Below are 18,536 nucleotides of genomic sequence, written 5' to 3'. Positions count from 1 at the left end.
CTCCTTTGGTTTGATTTTGCCAGCCGGCAGCGGCGCTGGATCGCCCCAATGCGCCGGAATTGAAGGCATCCGACGGCGTCGGCCAACGGAACCATTTGCGATGGCTGTGCGTCGCGCCGCACGGCATTGCGCCTGCGCCGAAGCTGCTGTGGGGCAGTATTGCCGGCACGGTCATGCCTCGACGTCCGGCAGCGTCTTTTCGAGAATCGCGCGCATGGCCGCAAGGCCCGGATCCTGTGCGCGGTTCATGATACCGATGAGTTGCGTCCAAAGATCGTCGGATGCGGTGTCCACGAAATTGCGAACGGCCGAGCCGACGATATCGGCCGGCGAACGACCGGACGCATCCGCGGCGGCGGTCAGCAGCGCAGCCAAGGCCGGCTCATCGAACGCGGCGACGACGGCCATGGCCGATTTCGGATCCTCCAGCGAGGCGATGATATCTCCGAGCATCGCATCCGCCTCACTGCACCAGCGGCGAGGATGCGCCCTCGATGGCAATCCCGACGATGTCCGCCCGGCCGACAAGCAGCGCGACGTATTGCGCCGTCGCCTGCCGGCTGACGTGCTCGGCCAGGTAGGACGCGATGCGTTCGCGCACGTGCTCGAACGGAAGCTGGCGGCCATCGATGCGCCGCGTCAGCCGAATGAGGTGGACGCCGTAACGCGTCTCCACCGGCAAAGAAATCTCACCCGGTGCAAGATCGCCGAGGGCAGCCTCGAATTCCGGCGTCGTGTCGCCGGGCCCGATCTGGCCGAGGCTGCCGCCAACGGTCGCCGATGGGCAATCCGAGCAATCCCGCGCCAGCGCCGCGAAACGCTCGGGCGCCGAGGCCAGGCCGGATCTGAGTGACAGCGCCTTTTCACGCGCGGCGGCAAAGGCCTCTTTGTCATCGCGACAAGCCGCTATGAGAATATGATCGGCTTCAAGGAGCGGCGGCGGCACGAAGCGGCGAAAATTGTTCTCGTAGAAGCGCCGCAGCATCACCTCGTCAGCCTCGGGAACGTGGACCTCGCGCTCGATCAGGCCGCGCACCAGCGCGTCTTCGACGGTCTCCCGGCGTCCATCCTGATCGGCCTGCTGCTCGGGGGCGATACCGAGACGCCGGGCCTCCTGCAGGAGCAGCTCGCGGATGACGAGCGCGCGGGTCGCGGCACGCCAGCCCTCGCCGGGATTGCGGGCGGGAAAATTCTGCACCTCGGCGGCGATCGCCTTGCGCGATATCGCCACACCGTTGACGGTCACCGGCGGCATCGCCACGCGTTCGCCGGATGGCGTCGTGTCGGGAGTCGCGGGCCGGTGTTCGTGCGGATGTTCGGACGATTTGCGCCCGGCCGAATGGTCGATGACGAGGGCGGCCATGGTCTACTCCGCAGGCTGGTGGGAAGGAATGGCGACGGGTCGCCGCGCCGGCGCGGCGGATCGCACCGCCGGCACCGGCGCGGGCGACCGGCGGGTCGACAAGCGTGTGCGCACGACCTGGTAGCCGGGACGGCCGAGATACCAGACCGGCGCGCTCCAGACATGAACCAGCCTCGTGAACGGGAAGACCAGGAAGATCGTCATGCCGAGCAGCAGATGCGCCTTGAAGATCGGGTTGACGTCGGCGACATAGGCTGCGGCCGCCGGCTGCAAGGTGAGAATGCCTTGCGCCCAGTTCATGAATTTCACCATCTCGTGGCCGTCCATGTGGCCGAGCGAGACGAAGATGGTCGAAAGGCCAAGCGCGAGCTGAACCCAGAGCAGCAGCAAAATCGCGATGTCGCCGGGCGCGGACGTTTTGCGGATGCGGGCATCGAACAGCCGGCGATGGGCAAGAAGCGCGATACCGATGAAGCAGGCCACACCGGCGATGCCGCCGGCGGTGATGGCAAGACCCTGTTTGAAGCTGTGCGAAACGCCGAGCGCATCGAACACCCAGATCGGTGTCAGCAGGCCGACGAAATGGCCGCCGAAGATCGCCAGAATGCCCACATGGAACAGGTTGGAGCCCCAGCGGAGCTGGCGCCGCCGCAGCAGCTGGGAGGAACCCGTCTTCCAGGTATACTGCTCGCGATCGAAGCGGATCAGGCTGCCGAGCAGGAAAATGGTCAGGCAGAAATAGGGATACCAGCCAAAGAGCGCGTGGTTGATCGTGTCGGACATGGCTTGCCTCCGTCAGGCCGCATTGTTGCGCGCATCGCGATTGGCGGCGCGCATCTGGATTCTCAGCCGGTCGACGGAACAGCCGTCCGTCGCGTTTCCGGGGCCGAATGCGACCGCGGTCTCTTCCCAGGCTGCGTCGATAGCCGCCAGGTCGTCGGGCTCGTCGATTTCGGCAGCGTCCGCGACCATGGCAGGCTTGCCGGCAAGCGAGCATATGGCCGTGAACAGGGCGGCATAGCCGCCGTTGCGCTTGGCGAGCCGCTCCTCCAGCAGCGAGAAGATGTGGCCGGCTTCATTGAGCAGGCCGCGCGCCTCTTCGAGCGGACGAGCGGAAAGGAACTCCAGGAAGAGCGGGATGAAGTCGGGCAATTCGTTTGCCGCGACGACAAGCCCGCCACGCCGGTAATGTTCGGCAAGGTCGACCATGGCCTGGCCGCGATCTCGGCTCTCGCCGTGGATGTGTTCGAAGAGATGCAGCGAGTGACGGCGCGTCTTGTCGAACAACTCGACGTAGCGCTCCTGCAGGTCGTAGAGATCCAGTGTGGCCAGATCGGCAAGCAAGGATTGCAGCTGCCTGCCCGCTTCGTCCGACACCAATCCCTCGGCCGCGATCGCCGCGGCGATTTCAGGGATCGCCGCGCAAAGCTCCTCGCTCGGGTAGGAAAGCAGCGCCGAGAGCGCCTTGAAGGTTCTGTTCGAATGCGGGGCCATCACGCGATCTCCATCGGGTTTGTCGGCCGCTTGGTCTGTTTGGTGCCGAAGAGGTTCGTCTCCGAGGACCCGCCCGAGCAGCCGTTGCCGAAGGAAAAGCCGCAGGAGCCGCGCAGGTCCTGCGTGTCCTCGCTCCATTCGCGGTGCGATGTCGGGATGACGAAACGATCCTCGTAGTTGGCGATCGCCATCACCTTGTACATTTCGTCGATGGCCGCGCCCGTCAGGCCGACCCGCGCCGCGATCGACTCGTCGAGGCGGCCGTCGATCGTCTTTGCCCGCATATAGCTGCGCATCGCCAGCATGCGTTCGAGCGCGAGGGCCACGGGCTCCTCATTGCCCGCCGTCAGCAGATTGGCGAGATACTGGAGCGGGATGCGCAGGCTGCGCACATCGGGCATGTCGCCGTCGACGCCCATCTTGCCTGCGGCCGCCGCCGACTGGATGGGCGAGAGCGGCGGAACGTACCAGACCATCGGCAGGGTGCGGTACTCCGGATGCAGCGGAAAGGCGATCTTCCACTCCATCGCCATCTTCCAGACCGGCGACAATTTGGCCGCCTCCAGCCAGTTGTTGGGGATCCCGTCGGCCCGGGCCTGGGCGATAACCGCCGCATCGTTCGGATCGAGGAAGACGTCGAGCTGCGCCTGATAGAGGTCCTTCTCATTGGGAGTGCTGGCCGCAGCTTCGATACGGTCGGCGTCGTAAAGGATCACGCCGAGATAGCGGATGCGCCCGACGCAGGTTTCCGAGCAAACCGTCGGCTGCCCCGCCTCGATGCGCGGGAAGCAGAAGATGCACTTCTCCGATTTTCCCGACGACCAGTTGTAGTAGATCTTCTTGTAGGGACAGCCGGAGACGCACATGCGCCAGCCGCGGCACTTGTCCTGGTCGATCAGAACGATGCCGTCCTCCTCGCGCTTGTAGATGGCTCCTGACGGGCACACCGCAGCGCAGGCGGGGTTCAGGCAATGCTCGCACAGCCGCGGCAGATACATCATGAAGGTGTTTTCGAACTGGCCGTAGATGTCCTTCTGGACGCCCTCGAAGTTCACGTCCTTCGACCGCTTCTCGAACTCGCCGCCGAGGATCTCCTCCCAGTTCGGTCCCCATTCGATCTTCTCCATCCGCTCGCCGGTGATGGCCGAGCGCGGACGGGCCGTGGGGAAAGCCTTGGATTCCTTCGCCGTGTGCAGATGCTGGTAGTCGAACGTGAACGGCTCGTAATAGTCGTCGATCTCCGGCAAATCGGGGTTCGCGAAGATGTTGGCGAGGATGCGCCATTTGGCGCCGATCTTCGGCTCGATCTTGCCGTTTTTCTTGCGCCGCCAGCCGCCGTTCCATTTCTGCTGGTTCTCCCATTCCTTGGGATAGCCGATGCCAGGCTTGGTCTCGACATTGTTGAACCATGCGTATTCGACGCCCTCCCGATTGGTCCAGACGTTCTTGCAGGTGACGGAGCAGGTGTGACACCCGATGCACTTGTCGAGGTTCAGCACCATCGCGATCTGAGCGCGGATTTTCATTCTGCGGCCTCCTTCGGCGCCTGGGATGCGAGCGGTTCTTCCAGCCAATCGACATTCGCCATCTTGCGGACGACGATGAATTCATCGCGGTTGGAACCGACGGTTCCGTAGTAGTTGAAGCCGTAGGACTGCTGGGCATAGCCGCCGATCATGTGGGTGGGCTTCAGCACCGTTCGGGTGACCGAGTTGTGGATGCCGCCACGATTGCCCGTCATTTCCGATCCGGGCGTGTTCACGATCTTTTCCTGGGCATGATACATCAGCATCATGCCCGGCTTGACACGCTGGGAGACGACGGCGCGGGCCGTGAGTGCTCCGTTGGTATTGAAGACCTCGACCCAGTCGTTGTCGACGATGTCAGCGGCCTTGGCGTCGGCCTCGGAAATCCACACCACCGGACCGCCGCGATTGAGCGTCAGCATCAAGAGATTGTCGCTGTAGGTGGAGTGGATGCCCCATTTCTGGTGGGGCGTGATGAAGTTGAGGACGATCTCCTTGTTGCCATTGGACCTGAGCCCCTTGACGGCGGAAATCGTCTTGAGGTCGACCGGCGGCTTCCACGTGACGAACCCCTCGCCGAAGGCCCGCATCCAGAGGTGATCCTGGTAGAGCTGCTGGCGGCCGGTCAATGTCCGCCAGGGGATCAGTTCGTGGACATTGGTATAACCGGCGTTGTAGCAGACCTTCTCGCTTTCGATGCCGGACCATGTCGGCGAAGAGATGATCTTGCGCGGCTGCGCCTGGATATCGCGAAAGCGGATCTTCTCGTCTTCCTTCGGCAAGGCAAGATGGCCATGCTCCCTGCCGGTGATTTCCGACAGGGCCTCCCAGGCCTTGATCGCCACCTCGCCATTGGTCTCCGGCGCCAGCATCAGAATGACCTCGCCGGCGTCGATGTCGGTCTCGATCTTGGGCTGGCCCTTGGCCGCGCCACTGAGATGGATGCCGTTCAACGCGCCAAGCGCCTCGACTTCGTGCTTGGTGTCCCAGGCGATGCCCTTGCCGCCATTGCCGACTTTCGTCATCAGCGGGCCAAGCGCCGTGAACTGGGCGTAGAGATTGGGATAGTCGCGCGTGACGAGCGTCACCGACGGCATCGTCCTGCCCGGAATCGGCTCGACTTCGTCCAGTTTCCAGTCCTTGACATCGAGGGCCTGGGCAATCTCGGCCGGGCTGTCATGCTGGATAGGCGAAAGAACCACATCCTGCTCGATGCCCAGGACCTCGGGCGCGACTTCGGAGAAGCTCCTGGCGAGACCCTTGTAAATCTCCCAGTCGGAGCGCGCCTCCCAGGCCGGATCCACCGCCGCCGAGAGCGGATGGATGAAGGGATGCATGTCGGACGTGTTGAGGTCGTTCTTCTCGTACCAGGTGGCCGTCGGCAGCACGATGTCCGAGTAGACGCAGGTGGTCGACATACGGAAGTCGAGCGTCACCAGCAGGTCGAGCTTTCCTTGCGGCGCGATCTCGTGCCAGACGACTTCCGTGTTGCGGACCGCTCCTTCCGGCCCGAGATCCTTGCCCATCACGCCATGCGTCGTGCCCAGCAGATGCTTGAGGAAATATTCATGTCCCTTGCCCGACGAGCCGAGCAGGTTCGAACGCCAGACGAACATGTTGCGCGGCCAGTTGGCGGGATCGTCCGGGTCGTGGCAGGACAGTTCCAGCTCGCCGGATTTCAGCGCCTTGGCGACGTAATCCTTTGGCTCGAGGCCGGCGGCCTTGGCCTGGGCGGTGATCGTCAGAGGATTCTGCCTGAGCTGCGGCGCCGAGGGCAGCCAGCCCATGCGTTCGGCGCGGACATTGTAGTCGATGAAGCTCTTGTTCCAGTCGCCCTCCGGCGCCGTCGGCGACAGTATTTCCGCGGCCGTGAGCGTCTCGTAGCGCCACTGGTCGGTCTGCGCATAGAAGAAGGAGGTCGAGTTCATGTGCCGGGGCGGCCGGTTCCAGTCGAGCGCGAACGCAAGCGGCGTCCACCCGGTCTGCGGCCGCAGCTTCTCCTGCCCGACATAGTGTGACCAGCCGCCGCCCGACTGGCCGATGGCGCCACAGAACACCAGGAGATTGATGATCCCCCGGTAAGTCATGTCCATATGGTACCAATGATTGACGCCGGCGCCGAGGATAACCATCGAGCGGCCGTTGGTCTTTTCCGCGTTGGTGGCGAACTCGCGTGCGACGGTGACGATCGCATCGCGTTTCACACCGGTGACGCGCTCCGCCCAGGCCGGCGTGAACGGCACATCGTCGTCGTAGCTGCTGGCCGTGTGATCGCCGCCAAAGCCGCGGTCCAGGCCATAATTGGCCATCATCAGATCGTGCACGGTGGCGACCGCCACCGTCGAGCCGTCGCCTAGCTTGATCCGCCGGACCGGCAGATTGCGGGTGAGGATTTCACCGTGATCGGTCGAGACGAAATGTTCGGTGGCGCGACCGCCGAAATAGGGAAAATCGACAGCCGCAATCTCGGCCTTCTTGCCGGCAAGCGTCAGCTTGAGGCGGACGTCCTGGCCCTTGCCGTCCTTCTCCTCGAGGTTCCATTTTGCGTTCTCGCCCCAGCGATAGCCGATCGAGCCGCGCGGAGCCACGAGAGCGTTCGTGTTGTCGTCGATCGCAACCGTCTTCCAATCCGGATTGTTGGTTTCGCCCAGGCCGCCGGCTATCTCGGAGGCGCGAAGCAGCCGTTCGGGGACGAGCCGGCCGTCCCGTTCGGTCAGGCGAACCAGGAATGGCAGGTCGGTGTATTTGCGGGCGTAGTCGTCGAAATAGGGCACCGTGCGATCGAGGTAGAATTCGCGAAGGATGACATGCCCCATCGCCAGCGCTAAGGCGGCATCCGTTCCTTGCTTGGGGTTGAGCCAGATATCGGCAAACTTGGTCGCCTCGGCGTAGTCCGGGCTGACGACAGCGCTCTTGGTGCCTTTGTAACGGACCTCGGTATAGAAGTGCGCATCGGGCGTGCGCGTCTGCGGCACGTTGGAACCCCAGACGATGATGAAGCCGGCATTGTACCAGTCGGCGCTCTCGGGAACGTCGGTCTGCTCGCCCCATGTCTGCGGGCTCGCGGGCGGCAGGTCGCAGTACCAGTCGTAGAACGACATGCACACGCCGCCCATCAGCGACAGATAGCGCGAGCCCGCCGCATAGGAGACCATCGACATGGCAGGGATCGGCGAGAAGCCGATGACGCGGTCGGGACCATGGGTCTTCACCGTGTAGGCATTGGCCGCCGCGATGAGCTCGTTCACCTCGTCCCAGGTTGCGCGCACGAAGCCGCCATGGCCGCGGATCGAGATGTAGGACTGGCGCTTTTCCGCTTCCTCGACGATGGAGGCCCAGGCTGCGATGGGCGGCATCTTGGCGCGGGCGGCCCGCCACAGCTTCAACAGCCGGCCGCGGATCATCGGGTATTTCACCCGGGCGCCGGAATAGAGATACCAGCTGTAGGAGGCGCCGCGCGCGCAGCCGCGAGGCTCGTGGTTGGGCAGGTCGGGCCGTGTGCGCGGATAATCGGTCTGCTGCGTCTCCCAGGTGACGATGCCGCCCTTGACGTAGATCTTCCACGAACAGGAGCCGGTGCAATTCACGCCGTGGGTGGAGCGCACAATCTTGTCGTGCTGCCAGCGCTTGCGGTAGCCGTCTTCCCAGGAGCGGTCCTCATTGGTCACGATCCCGTGGCCGTCGGAGAAGGTGTCGACGGTCTTGCGGAAGAAGGTTAGCCGGTCGAGAAAATGCGACATTGCTTTGTCCCTGGTTATTCGGCTGCGGCCGTATGGGCGGGCGCGCCGCGCTTGGCGTGCTCGATGGCGTGGAGAAGGCCGCCTTTGCGGGTATAGACAGCCCAGGTGATGGCAAGGCAGCTCACATAGAACAGCAGGAACGCCCACAACGCGGCATTCGGCGAGCCCGTGAGCGCGATCGAGCTGCCGTAGCTCTTCGGGATGAAGAACGCGCCGAAGGCGGCGATCGCCGAGGTGAAGCCGGTGATGGCGGCCGACTCCTTCTCCGCCTGCTGGCGGCGCGCCTCAGCGTTGGCCTTGGGAAACAGGCGGCCCATCTCCTTGGCCATGATCACCGGGATCATCTGGAAGGTGGAGGCGTTGCCGACGCCGGTGGCGAAGAACAGGATCAGGAAGGAAGCGAAGAAGCCCGTGAACGCGCCCGGCTGGTCCTTGATGCCAATGAACCACAAGACACCCGCAACGCCCGCGATCATCACGACAAAGGCCCAGAAGGTGACGCGCGCGCCGCCATATTTGTCCGCAAGCCAGCCCGTGCCTGAGCGCGAGAGAGCGCCGACGAGCGGGCCGAGGAAGGCGAACTGGAGCGCGTTGACGTCCGGAAACAGCATCTTCGAAAGCAGCGGGAAGCCGGCCGAATACCCGATGAAGGATCCGAAAGTACCGGTGTAAAGCCAGGCCATGATCCAGTTGTGACGGCGCTGGAAGATCACGGCCTGCTCGCTGAACGACGCCTTGGCCGAAGCGATGTCGTTCATCCCGAACCAGGCGGCAAAGGCCGAGAGCACGATGAATGGCACGAAAACGAAGCCGGCATTCTGCAGCCAGAGCGGCGTATCGCCGGCCGGGCCCTTGACCATGGCCGGATCGCCGCCGAGCCAGCCGAATATCCCGGTGGCGATCGCCAGCGGCACCACGAACTGGACGACGCTGACACCGAGATTGCCGAGCCCGGCGTTGAGCGCCAGCGCGTTTCCCTTCTCCGCCTTCGGGAAGAAGAAGGAGATGTTGGCCATGGAGGAAGCGAAGTTGCCGCCGCCGAAGCCGCACAGCAGCGCCAGGATCAGCAGCACGACATAAGGCGTGTCCGGGTTCTGCACCGCATAGCCGATGCCGACCGCCGGTATGACGAGCGACCAGGTCGTCAGCGTCGTCCAGAGCCTGCCGCCGAAGATCGGCACCATGAAGGAATAGAAGATGCGCAGGGTGGCCCCTGAAATCCCCGGCAGGGCGGCGAGCCAGAACAGCTGGTCGGTGGTGAAGGTGAAGCCGACCAGCGGAAGCTTGGCGACCACGACCGACCACACCTGCCAGATTGCGAAGGAAAGCAGCAGCGCCGGGATCGACAGCCACAGATTGCGCTTGGCGATACGGCGGCCGGTTTCAGCCCAGAAGGTCTTGTCCTCCGGACGCCAGTCGGTAAGGCCGCCGCCCGTTCGGGTCTTTGCCACCGGCTCCGGCATTTGCTGCATTTCGGGGAACGGCGGCAGCTTGGCGAGGGCCTCGCCGACGGTTCCGCGCTCCATCTGGCGGATGGCCATATGCATCCACAGCAGCGCGCCGGAGACCAGCAGGAAGAGCGCCATGAAGCAGCTCGTCCAGAGGCCGGTCAGGTCGAGCAGCAAGCCGAACAGGACCGGCAGCACGAAGCCGCCGAGGCCGCCGATCATGCCGACCAGTCCGCCGACCGAACCGACATGATCGGGATAATAGACCGGGATGTGCTTGTAGACGGCGGCCTTGCCAAGCGCCATGAAGAAGCCGAGCACGAAGATCGTGACGATGAAGCCGAAAAGGCCCATCTCGATATGGAAGGACGTCGTCGTGCCGTTGAGGCCGTGCACGATATAGTCGGTCGGCGGATAGGACAGCACGAAGGTCGCCACGACCGAGACGAAGAAGGTCCAATAGAGCACGCGGCGCGCGCCGAAGCTGTCCGAGAGGTGCCCGCCATAGGCGCGGAACACGCTCGCCGGCACCGAGAAGAAGGCGGCGATCATGCCGGCCGTCTTGATGTCGAGGCCGTAGACATTGATGAGATATTGCGGCAGCCAGAGCGCGAGCGCGACGAAGGCGCCGAACACGAAGAAATAGTAGAGCGCGAAACGCCAAATCTGGACGTTCTTTAGAGGCTCTAGCTCGAGCCAAGCGCTTTTCGGCTTGATGCCCGAGCGCCGGCGTTCGACGATGACCGGGTCGTCAGCCGTGGTGAACCAAAAGATGGCGGCCATGACGACGAGAGCAGCCGCCCAGACCTGCGCCACGGCCTGCCATCCGAAGGCGACAAGCACGAAGGGGGCGAGGAATTTGGTGACCGCGGCACCGACATTGCCGGCGCCGAAGACACCGAGTGCCGTGCCTTGCTTTTGCGGTGGGAACCAGCGCGAGACATAGGCGACGCCGACCGAAAAGGAGCCGCCGGCGATGCCGACGCCGAGAGCCGCGACCAGCATCTGCGGATAGGTGTGAGCATAGGACAGCAGGAAGGTCGCGACCGCGGCCGCGAGCATGTTCGCCGTGAAGACGAACCGTCCGCCGTAGCGGTCGGTCCAGATGCCAAGCGCGACCCTAAGCAGGGAACCGGTCAGGATGGGCGTGCCGACAAGCAGACCGAACTGCGTCTCGCTGAGGCCGAGCTCCTGGCGGATGCGAATGCCGATGATGGAGAAGATGGTCCAGACCGCAAAGCAGACCGTAAATGCGGCGGTGCTTGCGCCTAATATTTGACCAGACCTCGGATTCAAAGCCGTCTGCATTGGCGGGTGTCTCCTTGGAGGCGGAGCAATGAAATTCATGCCGGATTGAATTGCTTCATTGGCTGGTTGCGGCATTGATCAGGATCAATCCTGGCGACGATTTCCCAGTCATGAGGCGGTCGGATTGCTTGAAGTCCTCGACGAGCCTGTAGTGGAGCAGATGTCAGGTTCGTAATCGGACGGCGGTCGGAATTCACGCGGCGAAGCCTAGACCGAGAACGACGCCTCCTCTTTGCGCTGGCACAAAGACATCTCGCCTTGCGATGGCACCCGCCGTGGCGGGGTGGCTCCTGCTTTTCTGGATCTGGTAGGCTATTTCGCTCCGGCGCCGAAAAGAGGCCCGCGATAGGCCGCCAGAAACAGGCCAAACGCGACAATCCACAAAGCGCCCGAAAGGCTTGCCAGCAGGCCGAAATAGCCAGGCAGCGCTTCGATCAGCAGGCGTGACAGGCAGCAGGCAGTCATCGCCGCGAGTGCTCCGGTCGCAGACGTCGAGGGCGTGAAGGCGAGCCGGCTATGCTTGCGGGTCATGCTCGCCATGATGGCCAGCGCCATCGTTCCGGTGGCGCCGATGGTCCACGCGTGAAGAGCGGTCGCCTGCTTCACCGTTGCAGGCGCGAAGATATGGATGGCCAGCAATCCAAAACCGACGACGATCCAGCCGTAGCCAATGTGAAGGCCAAGCACCGTCGACGACGACAGGCTGCGCCAGCCTTTCCATTGCGCGGCACGGATCGCTTGGCTGAGAGCGGCGAGAACGCAGGCAATGCCGGTGAGTAGCGCCTCCGGCGCGACTACCCACGAACAAAGCGCAGAAATCGTCATCAGCGCTGCCGTCTGCTCCCTGAAAACAGAGCGGCTGAGAATGATCTGAGCGCCGGCGCTCTCGACATAGGCAACGGTCAACGCCGGCACGACCCGCCCTGCGATGATGATGACGAGGCTGATGATCGAAACGAGCGCCAGTCTCAGCGCAAGTTCGACCTGATACGATGCCGCAACGAGTCCGTTGCTGCCGCAAAAAACGGCCAGGAGAAGCAGTATCTTGATATTGCGGCGATCCCGGCTACCGATCACTGCTCTGGCCGCGATCGACAACAGTGCAAGCATCCAGACGGCCGGAAACGCAAGCCCGAGCGACGGCAACCGCAGCAGGAAGGTGACACGGCCGCAGGCCCACAACAGAACGAGCAGATGTGTCGTGCGCGGCGACGTCACGCGATGTCCCGTCCAGCGCGGCAGCGCGGTCAGCAGGAAGCCGGTCAACACTGCCGGTACCATCCCGAACAGAAGCATGTCGCGATGCCAGTCACCGGCAGAGATTCCTGTCGAGCCGTAGGCTTGCAGCCCGAACGCCGACGGCAACCAGCCACTACCGCCGAGGACGGCATCGACAACAGCCACGAGAAAGAACGGACGGAACGGCAAGTGCACCGGTTTTGTTTTGAAGGCCTTTAAATTGCCGTCGGCGCCCATGCGACCCGTCCTCCGGAATGGCGATACATCTTCTCCGGCGTCGCCCGTCATTAGACGGAACGGCAGAAGGACATGTATGGCGCAATAGGTGCGAGGATCGGTTTGGTGTTTGCTCCAGCGCAAACACTCCCTCACCAGCATCGACTATCTTGAAGATTGTTCTTGAAGCAGCCCAGCGATCTGGTTCCTGGCGTGGGACTGGTCTCGTTCTTCTCGGTCAGGCTGCTCAGGGCGCAGGTCAACTGCACAGCGACTCCAGGCAGCCTGTCTGCGACGGGAGAAGAAGATGATGAAGCACGGCCTTCCCGAAAACAGCGCCGCGGAAATGGCGATCACCGCTGCCCGGCTGGCAGGGTTGATCGACGAGGCCGGGTTGGACTGCCGATGCCGCTCCAAGCTTGACGAGACCTTGTCCCGCTTCGCCCGTTTGGAGATAGGGCCGGCGGCCCGCGGGCATCTCACCAACGCGCGCCGTCAACGTGCACATATCGAGACCATTTTATTGTTCTTGCAGGATCTCGACGACATAGGCGAGGCCGAACGGGACACCAGTGTCTACCAGGACTTCGCCCTTCTCTTTGACGACATCGCGGCGATCGCGATGGATGGCGCGCTTTCGATGCGGCAGCTCGGTCAATTTGCCGCTCTCACCGCAATTGTACGATAGTTGAGACCTAGAACCGGCCGGTCATTGAGCCGGTTTTCTCTTCCCGATTTCGATCAGCCATTCCGGTGGCCCAATCTCGAGACAAACCCAGTCGAGGTCGCCGGCGAAAGACGACTCGAGCTGACGCTTCAATCGGCGGGGATCGAAGTCCAGGATCACCGAGAATGCCTGGCCAGGCTCGAGGCTGTCGAACATCGACATGACGGCCGCCTGTTTCCTTGCCGTATGAAGTCGCCTTACATCATATGGCTCGCCTTGCTGCTCCTCATTGCAATTCGCAGGGGTCTTCCCTCCCATTGGCGGCTCCATCAAAACAACTGGCGGGTTGCGACATTCTTTTCGCCCCACCTGGTCAGCTTGTCGCCGGGGTCAACGCCGGCCCAGTTGACCAGTCGTGCCGCCATCTCGACAAGCATCGCCTCGATCGAAGCCGGCTTGACGTAGAACGGCGGCACCGGCGGCGCGATGATCGCTCCCATCCGCGTCAATCTCAGCATCGCCTCCAGATGCCCTTCATGCAGAGGCGCCTCACGCGGCACGACCACCAGCCGGCGCCGCTCCTTCAGGACGACGTCGGCGGCCCTGGTCAGAAGATTGTCGCCCAGGCCGTGCGCCATCGCCGCAAGGGTTCGCATCGAGCAAGGCACGACGATCATGCCGTCCGTCCTGAAGGAGCCGCTGGCAATGGGTGCTGCCATGTCCTGATGGGAGTGGGTGTGATTGGCGAGTGAGGCAAGCTGCGCCAATCCGTCGGCGCCGAGTTCGTAAGCAATGGTCATGCGCGCGCTCTTCGAGGTGACAAGATGCGTTTCCACCCCACCTCTGACCAGTTGGCGTATGGTCTCGAGGGCCAGCACCGAGCCTGATGCGCCGGTAACCCCCACTATGATCCGTTTCGTCATTTCTGCACCGAAGCGGCTGCCAGCGGGAAAAGCTCATCCCAGCGCTCGGAGACCCTTCCAACGATGTGAGACGACATCTTCAGCTCCTTCCCCCACTCACGGGGCGTTTCGGACCCGATCTTGCGCGTCGCGTCGAATCCGATTTTTCCGCCGAGCCCTTCCAGCGGCGACGCGAAGTCGAGAGTGTCGATAGGGGTTCGATCCAGCGTCATCAGGTCGCGCGAGAAATCCATGCGGGTGGCGACCGCCCACATCACGTCCGACCATGACCGGATGTCGATGTCGTCGTCCACCACGACGACCATCTTGGTCATCGAGAACTGCGGCAGCAGCGACCAGAACCCCATCATCACCCGCCGCGCCTGTCCGGCATATTTCTTGGCGATCGATATGACCGCGATCCGGTAGGAGCAGGCCTCCGGCGGCAGCCAGACGTCGAGTATTTCCGGCATTTGCTGGCACAGCAGCGGCTTAAAGACGTCGAGCAGCGCCTCGGCGAGGACGGACGGCTCGTCGGGCGCGCGCCCGGTGAACGTCGTGAGATAATTTGCGCCGTCCCTCACGCGAATCCGCTTGAGCTTGAAGACGGGAAAATGCTCCGCGCCGTTATAGTATCCGGTGTGGTCGCCGAAGGGACCTTCCTGCGCTGTTTCGTAGGGTGAGACGGTTCCCTCGATCACGATCTCGGCGCTGGCGGGAACATGGAGCTCGATGCTCTTGCATGGCGATAGTGCAACCCGTCGGTCGTTGATCAATCCGGACAGCGACAGTTCAGAGACGCCTTCGGGCGCCGGCATCACCGCCGCTATCAGTGTCGCGGGGTCCGCGCCGATGACCACGGCGACGGGCATCTCGAGCCCCCTCGCCTGCCACATGCGGTGGTGGGCCGCGCCGCCTCGCATGGGCAGCCACCTTACGATCGCCCGGTCCCGGGCAATGACCTGCATCCGGTATACGCCCAGATTGTATCTGCTGGGGTCACCGTCGCCCGGTGGCCGGGTGACGACCACGGGCCATGTGATGAGGGGACCCGCGTCCTCCGGCCAGCAGGTCTGGACGGGAAGGATCGCGAAATCCGGTTCCGCATCCCTCCATAGTCTTGATGGCGATACGATCCTCGGGCGCGCCGCCAACGCGCCGCGCGCCACGGAGAAAATCTGGCGGGCCTGGCGCAAGTTCTGCGGAACCTGGGGGGACCTCATCCACGCCAGCAGAGCGCCGAGCGTTTCCAACCCGCGAACGTCCGTGCCCAGCCCCCAGGCGACACGCTCCCGCGTCCCAAAGATATTTGCTACGACCGGAAAGGACGAACCCACTCCCTGGCCGTCCACCGGCATGGTCATGCGCAACGCCGGCCCGCGTGTCGCGATCACCCTTTTATGTATCTCCGTCAGCTCGAACTGCGTCGATACCGGGGCGCTGATTTGTCGAAGCTGGCCCTTCCCGTCCAGATAGGAAAGAAAGGATCCGAGATCACAGAACTGGGGAAGAAGGCGATAATGCATGGCGAAATCCGGCACGACCGGGTCCGTCGGCCGCATCCTTCTCGCACCACAGCCGCTCGATAACTTTGCGCTAGCGCAAAGAACGAGGCGTTTCTGCACCCTACTATCGGTCGGAAACTCTTATTGCTTGAAGGACTGGGGCGCATATGAGCAGCAACCTGATCAACAACACCCTTGATGCGTGCCGGACCGCAATCGCCGTTTTCAAAGACCGCAGGCGGAACAGGGTAGCCAGAAGGGATTTTTGGGCGCTCGGAACAGACGAGTGCATGGGCCTGCTTGAGGACATTGGGATGTCGCCCAGCGAGTTCGACGACGCCATGCATCTGCCCTATGCCGCGAAGGATTTTCTTACACTGGCGATGCGTTCAGTTGGGATCGATCCCGACAATTTTCATACTCTGGAATTCGCGCATGATCAGTTCATGTCCCGAACCTGTATCACATGTCCCCATCGCCGCAGATGCCACAGCCATCTTGAGGCCTTCGATTTCGAAAGCCACTATCGCGAGTTCTGCCCCAACAAGGATAATTTTTCGAGGCTGCTCAGGCAGCGAATGCGGTCTCTGGATGGCCGTAAACCTTCATGATCGAATGTGAAACGGGCAGCTCTTAAATATGCCGCAGCACAATGCCGGGCCAATCCTGCCGCGATTTGTCCGCCGCCTGTTTCCTACAGTCGCAGGGCTGCCGCTCGGGCCATTGCTGACATTGTCCTTGCGCTCGCTCGCAAGGCGGCGCCCCGGACTTTTCGAGCGCCTGGGCGAGTCCCGTTCGGCCAGCTTCGCTATCGATCCCACCGACCTCGCATTCGCATTCTGCGTGGTCCCGGACGGACAACGATCCAGCGTCCGTGTCGTAAGCAAGGATGAGGCTGCTCGATCGGACGTGCAGATCAAAGGGCCGCTTCTGACCTTGTTGGGCCTGCTTGACGGCACATTGGACGGCGATGCGATGTTCTTCAGCCGCGTGATCTCGATAAGCGGGCGCACGGAAGCCGTGCTTGCCTTGAGGAACACGATAGAGGATGCCGAGCTTCGCCCGGCAGACCTGCTCGGGCTGCACGGCACCTTGGCCCGCTGTGTCGACAAGGGTGTCCTCGGCGCCTTGGGCGCCGCACGGCGATTGACCCACAACAGCCCTAGCGAGGTGCAGCAAGCATGAAGGCACGCATGGAACTGGTCTGTCCGGCGGGAACGCCTGCTACGTTGAGGGCAGCCGTCCAGGCGGGTGCGGACGCGGTTTATTGTGGATTTCGCGATGAAACCAACGCCCGCAATTTTCCCGGGCTCAATTTCTCCCCGAACGAGCTCGCCGAAAGTGTGCGCTTCGCCCACGACCACGGCAGCAAGGTTCTGGTCGCGATCAATACCTTTGCGCGTGTCGACGATGTCGACATCTGGAAGAAGGCTGCGGACGCAGCGGTCAAAAGCGGCGCGGATGCCATCATAGCCGCGGATTTCGCCGTCCTCGATCATGTGGCACGGAACCACAAGCAGATCCGCCTTCACCTGTCGGTGCAGGCTGCCGCGGCAACGCCCGAAGCGATCGGCTTCTATGCGGCTCATTTCGGCATCCGCCGCGTGGTGCTTCCAAGGGTCCTTTCGCTCCAGGAGATAGCGGCGCTGAACCGTGCGATCGGCGTGGAAACCGAAGCCTTCGTTTTCGGCGGCCTTTGCGTGATGATCGAAGGGCGCTGCTATCTCTCGTCATACGCGACGGGAAAATCGCCCAACCTCAACGGCGTCTGCTCGCCGCCCGAGATGGTGAGCTATGACGAAGAGCCGACCGGCACGACGGCGCGGCTGTCCGGCTTCACCATCGACCGGTACGCGCGCGGCCAGCCGGTGGGCTATCCCACTCTGTGCAAAGGCAAATTCAAAGTCGGGGGTAAGACGTCCCATCTGTTTGAGGATCCCGTCAGCCTGAATGCCGGCGGCATGATCGCGGGCTTGAAGGCGGCCGGCGTGACTGCGTTGAAGATCGAGGGACGCCAGCGCGGCAAGGGCTATGTCAGCGAGGTCGTGCGCGCCTTCAGGAAAGCCGTCGACGCGGTCGAACAGGGCGGCGACGCTGTCGATATCGACCGGCTTCTCGCCGGCCAGTCGGAAGGGGCTCGGCAGACGGCCGGCGCTTACGAGAAGAAATGGAGATAGCCGGTGTCCCAAATCGCCCCGACGGAAATGGCCCTGCCGGAAATCGCCCTGCCGAAAATCGCTTTGACGCTTGGACCCGTCTTCTTCCATTGGTCCGCCGACCGTCTCCTGGATTTTTACCGCAGGATCGCGGACGAGGCCCCGATCGAGCGGGTTCACGTCGGCGAAGTCGTCTGCGGAAAACGCATGCCGTTTTCCGATCCTGTGTGGCCGGCGGTCATCGAACGGCTGGAGCGCGGAGGCAAACAGGTGGTGCTATCCACACTGGCCGCGCCGGCAACCGTCCGGGAGCGCAAAGGCCTCGAGGACATTTGCGGAGACGAGCGGCTGGTCGAGATCAACGATGTTTCGGGCCTGCCGTCACGCTCCGGCAAAATCTTCGTCACGGGTCCGTTCCTGAACGTCTATAACGAGGCTTCCGCGAGATTCCTGATCCAGCTCGGCGCTCAGACAATATGCCCGCCCGTGGAATTGTCGGTTGCGGCGATCGGCGCCATGTCCCTGAAATGTCCCGAGGCCGAGTTCGAGATTTTCGCCTTCGGGCGGCTGCCGCTCGCTCTTTCCGGACGCTGCTATCATGCGCGGATCCACGGCCTTCACAAGGATTCATGCCAGTTCACATGCGAAAGAGATCCCGACGGTCTCGCGGTCGACACGCTCGACGACCAGCAGTTCCTCGCCGTCAACGGCGTGCAAACCCTTTCCAATCAGGTTCAGGCTTTCTGCCCCGCGCCCGACGCGCTCGCCTCAAAGGCAATCAGGCGCCTTCGTTTGTCCCCGCAGGCATGCGACATGGTGGAGGTGGCGAGGATTTATAGAAGACTTGCCGACGGCAGGGAGGAGCCCGAAGATGCCCGCTTCTCCCTTTCATGCCTCGATCTGCCCGGCACCCTGGTCGACGGATACGCCTATGCCAGGCCCGGCTGGCAGGTAACGGCGACGGCCTGACGG

16 protein-coding genes are annotated in these 18,536 nt (G+C 63.0%); 5 read left to right on the top strand and 11 right to left on the bottom strand.

Going from position 1 to position 18,536, the window contains the following annotated elements; translation table 11 throughout:
• Positions 1-171: 171 nt before the first annotated feature.
• The 8 genes from FJ980_RS04995 to FJ980_RS04960 form a co-directional block, all read right to left on the bottom strand.
• On the bottom strand, positions 172-408 hold the full coding sequence (locus FJ980_RS04995) for a hypothetical protein (RefSeq protein WP_246676312.1): 237 nt from the start codon (positions 406-408) through the stop codon (positions 172-174).
• A gap of 55 nt (positions 409-463) precedes the next feature.
• Positions 464-1,363, bottom strand: a complete 900-nt coding sequence (locus tag FJ980_RS04990; RefSeq protein WP_140541827.1) for a peptidylprolyl isomerase — start codon at positions 1,361-1,363, stop codon at positions 464-466.
• Positions 1,364-1,366: 3 nt separating this feature from the next.
• Complete coding sequence (gene narI, locus FJ980_RS04985) at positions 1,367-2,146, bottom strand: respiratory nitrate reductase subunit gamma (RefSeq protein WP_140541826.1); 780 nt, start codon at positions 2,144-2,146, stop codon at positions 1,367-1,369.
• Positions 2,147-2,158: 12 nt separating this feature from the next.
• Entirely contained in the window at positions 2,159-2,857 is a 699-nt protein-coding gene (gene narJ / locus FJ980_RS04980; RefSeq protein WP_140541825.1) for a nitrate reductase molybdenum cofactor assembly chaperone, read from the bottom strand.
• Positions 2,857-4,383 carry a nitrate reductase subunit beta gene (gene narH / locus FJ980_RS04975; protein ID WP_140541824.1) on the bottom strand — a complete coding sequence of 509 codons (1,527 nt, stop codon included), beginning with the start codon at positions 4,381-4,383 and terminating at the stop codon, positions 2,857-2,859. The genes narJ and narH overlap by 1 nt, the downstream gene beginning before the upstream one ends.
• The gene (locus tag FJ980_RS04970) at positions 4,380-8,123 is read right to left on the bottom strand and encodes a nitrate reductase subunit alpha (protein WP_140541823.1); all 3,744 of its coding nucleotides are present in this window, start codon (positions 8,121-8,123) and stop codon (positions 4,380-4,382) included. Before FJ980_RS04970 ends, narH begins: the two co-directional genes overlap by 4 nt.
• Before the next feature lie 14 nt (positions 8,124-8,137).
• A complete protein-coding gene (locus FJ980_RS04965) occupies positions 8,138-10,879 on the bottom strand; it encodes an MFS transporter (protein ID WP_140541822.1) in 2,742 nt (913 codons plus the stop codon).
• Between the two features lie 312 nt (positions 10,880-11,191).
• Positions 11,192-12,355 (bottom strand): NnrS family protein, encoded by a 1,164-nt coding sequence (locus tag FJ980_RS04960; RefSeq protein ID WP_140541821.1) that lies wholly within the window; start codon positions 12,353-12,355, stop codon positions 11,192-11,194.
• A gap of 286 nt (positions 12,356-12,641) precedes the next feature.
• Here FJ980_RS04960 and FJ980_RS04955 point away from each other — a divergent pair, with 286 nt between their 5' ends.
• Complete coding sequence (locus FJ980_RS04955; protein WP_140541820.1) at positions 12,642-13,022, top strand: hypothetical protein; 381 nt, start codon at positions 12,642-12,644, stop codon at positions 13,020-13,022.
• Between the two features lie 21 nt (positions 13,023-13,043).
• Here FJ980_RS04955 and FJ980_RS04950 read toward each other — a convergent pair whose 3' ends face one another.
• Genes FJ980_RS04950 through FJ980_RS04940 form a run of 3 tightly spaced genes read right to left on the bottom strand, consistent with a single transcriptional unit; the run spans position 13,044 to position 15,465 of the window.
• Positions 13,044-13,319: a DUF2249 domain-containing protein gene (locus tag FJ980_RS04950; protein WP_181181105.1), complete on the bottom strand. Its 276-nt coding sequence runs from the start codon at positions 13,317-13,319 to the stop codon at positions 13,044-13,046.
• An 11-nt stretch (positions 13,320-13,330) separates the two neighbouring features.
• Entirely contained in the window at positions 13,331-13,924 is a 594-nt protein-coding gene (locus tag FJ980_RS04945; RefSeq protein WP_140541818.1) for a UbiX family flavin prenyltransferase, read from the bottom strand.
• Positions 13,921-15,465, bottom strand: a complete 1,545-nt coding sequence (locus FJ980_RS04940) for a UbiD family decarboxylase (RefSeq protein WP_348640646.1) — start codon at positions 15,463-15,465, stop codon at positions 13,921-13,923. Before FJ980_RS04940 ends, FJ980_RS04945 begins: the two co-directional genes overlap by 4 nt.
• Positions 15,466-15,575: 110 nt before the next feature.
• Between FJ980_RS04940 and FJ980_RS04935 the strand changes: the two genes are divergently transcribed.
• From FJ980_RS04935 to FJ980_RS04920, 4 genes are read left to right on the top strand one after another with little or no spacing between them, the layout of a single operon-like run.
• Positions 15,576-16,019, top strand: a complete 444-nt coding sequence (locus FJ980_RS04935; RefSeq protein ID WP_140541817.1) for a hypothetical protein — start codon at positions 15,576-15,578, stop codon at positions 16,017-16,019.
• A gap of 28 nt (positions 16,020-16,047) precedes the next feature.
• Positions 16,048-16,593 carry an SCP2 sterol-binding domain-containing protein gene (locus FJ980_RS04930; protein WP_140541816.1) on the top strand — a complete coding sequence of 182 codons (546 nt, stop codon included), beginning with the start codon at positions 16,048-16,050 and terminating at the stop codon, positions 16,591-16,593.
• Positions 16,594-16,601: 8 nt separating this feature from the next.
• On the top strand, positions 16,602-17,585 hold the full coding sequence (locus FJ980_RS04925) for a peptidase U32 family protein (RefSeq protein ID WP_140541843.1): 984 nt from the start codon (positions 16,602-16,604) through the stop codon (positions 17,583-17,585).
• A gap of 3 nt (positions 17,586-17,588) precedes the next feature.
• Complete coding sequence (locus FJ980_RS04920) at positions 17,589-18,533, top strand: U32 family peptidase (RefSeq protein ID WP_246676310.1); 945 nt, start codon at positions 17,589-17,591, stop codon at positions 18,531-18,533.
• Positions 18,534-18,536: the final 3 nt, after the last annotated feature.

The organism is Mesorhizobium sp. B1-1-5 (assembly GCF_006443065.1).
GTDB lineage: Bacteria > Pseudomonadota > Alphaproteobacteria > Rhizobiales > Rhizobiaceae > Mesorhizobium.
Note: the sequence above shows the minus strand (reverse complement) of the source record. Positions and strands in the feature narration are given on the sequence as shown.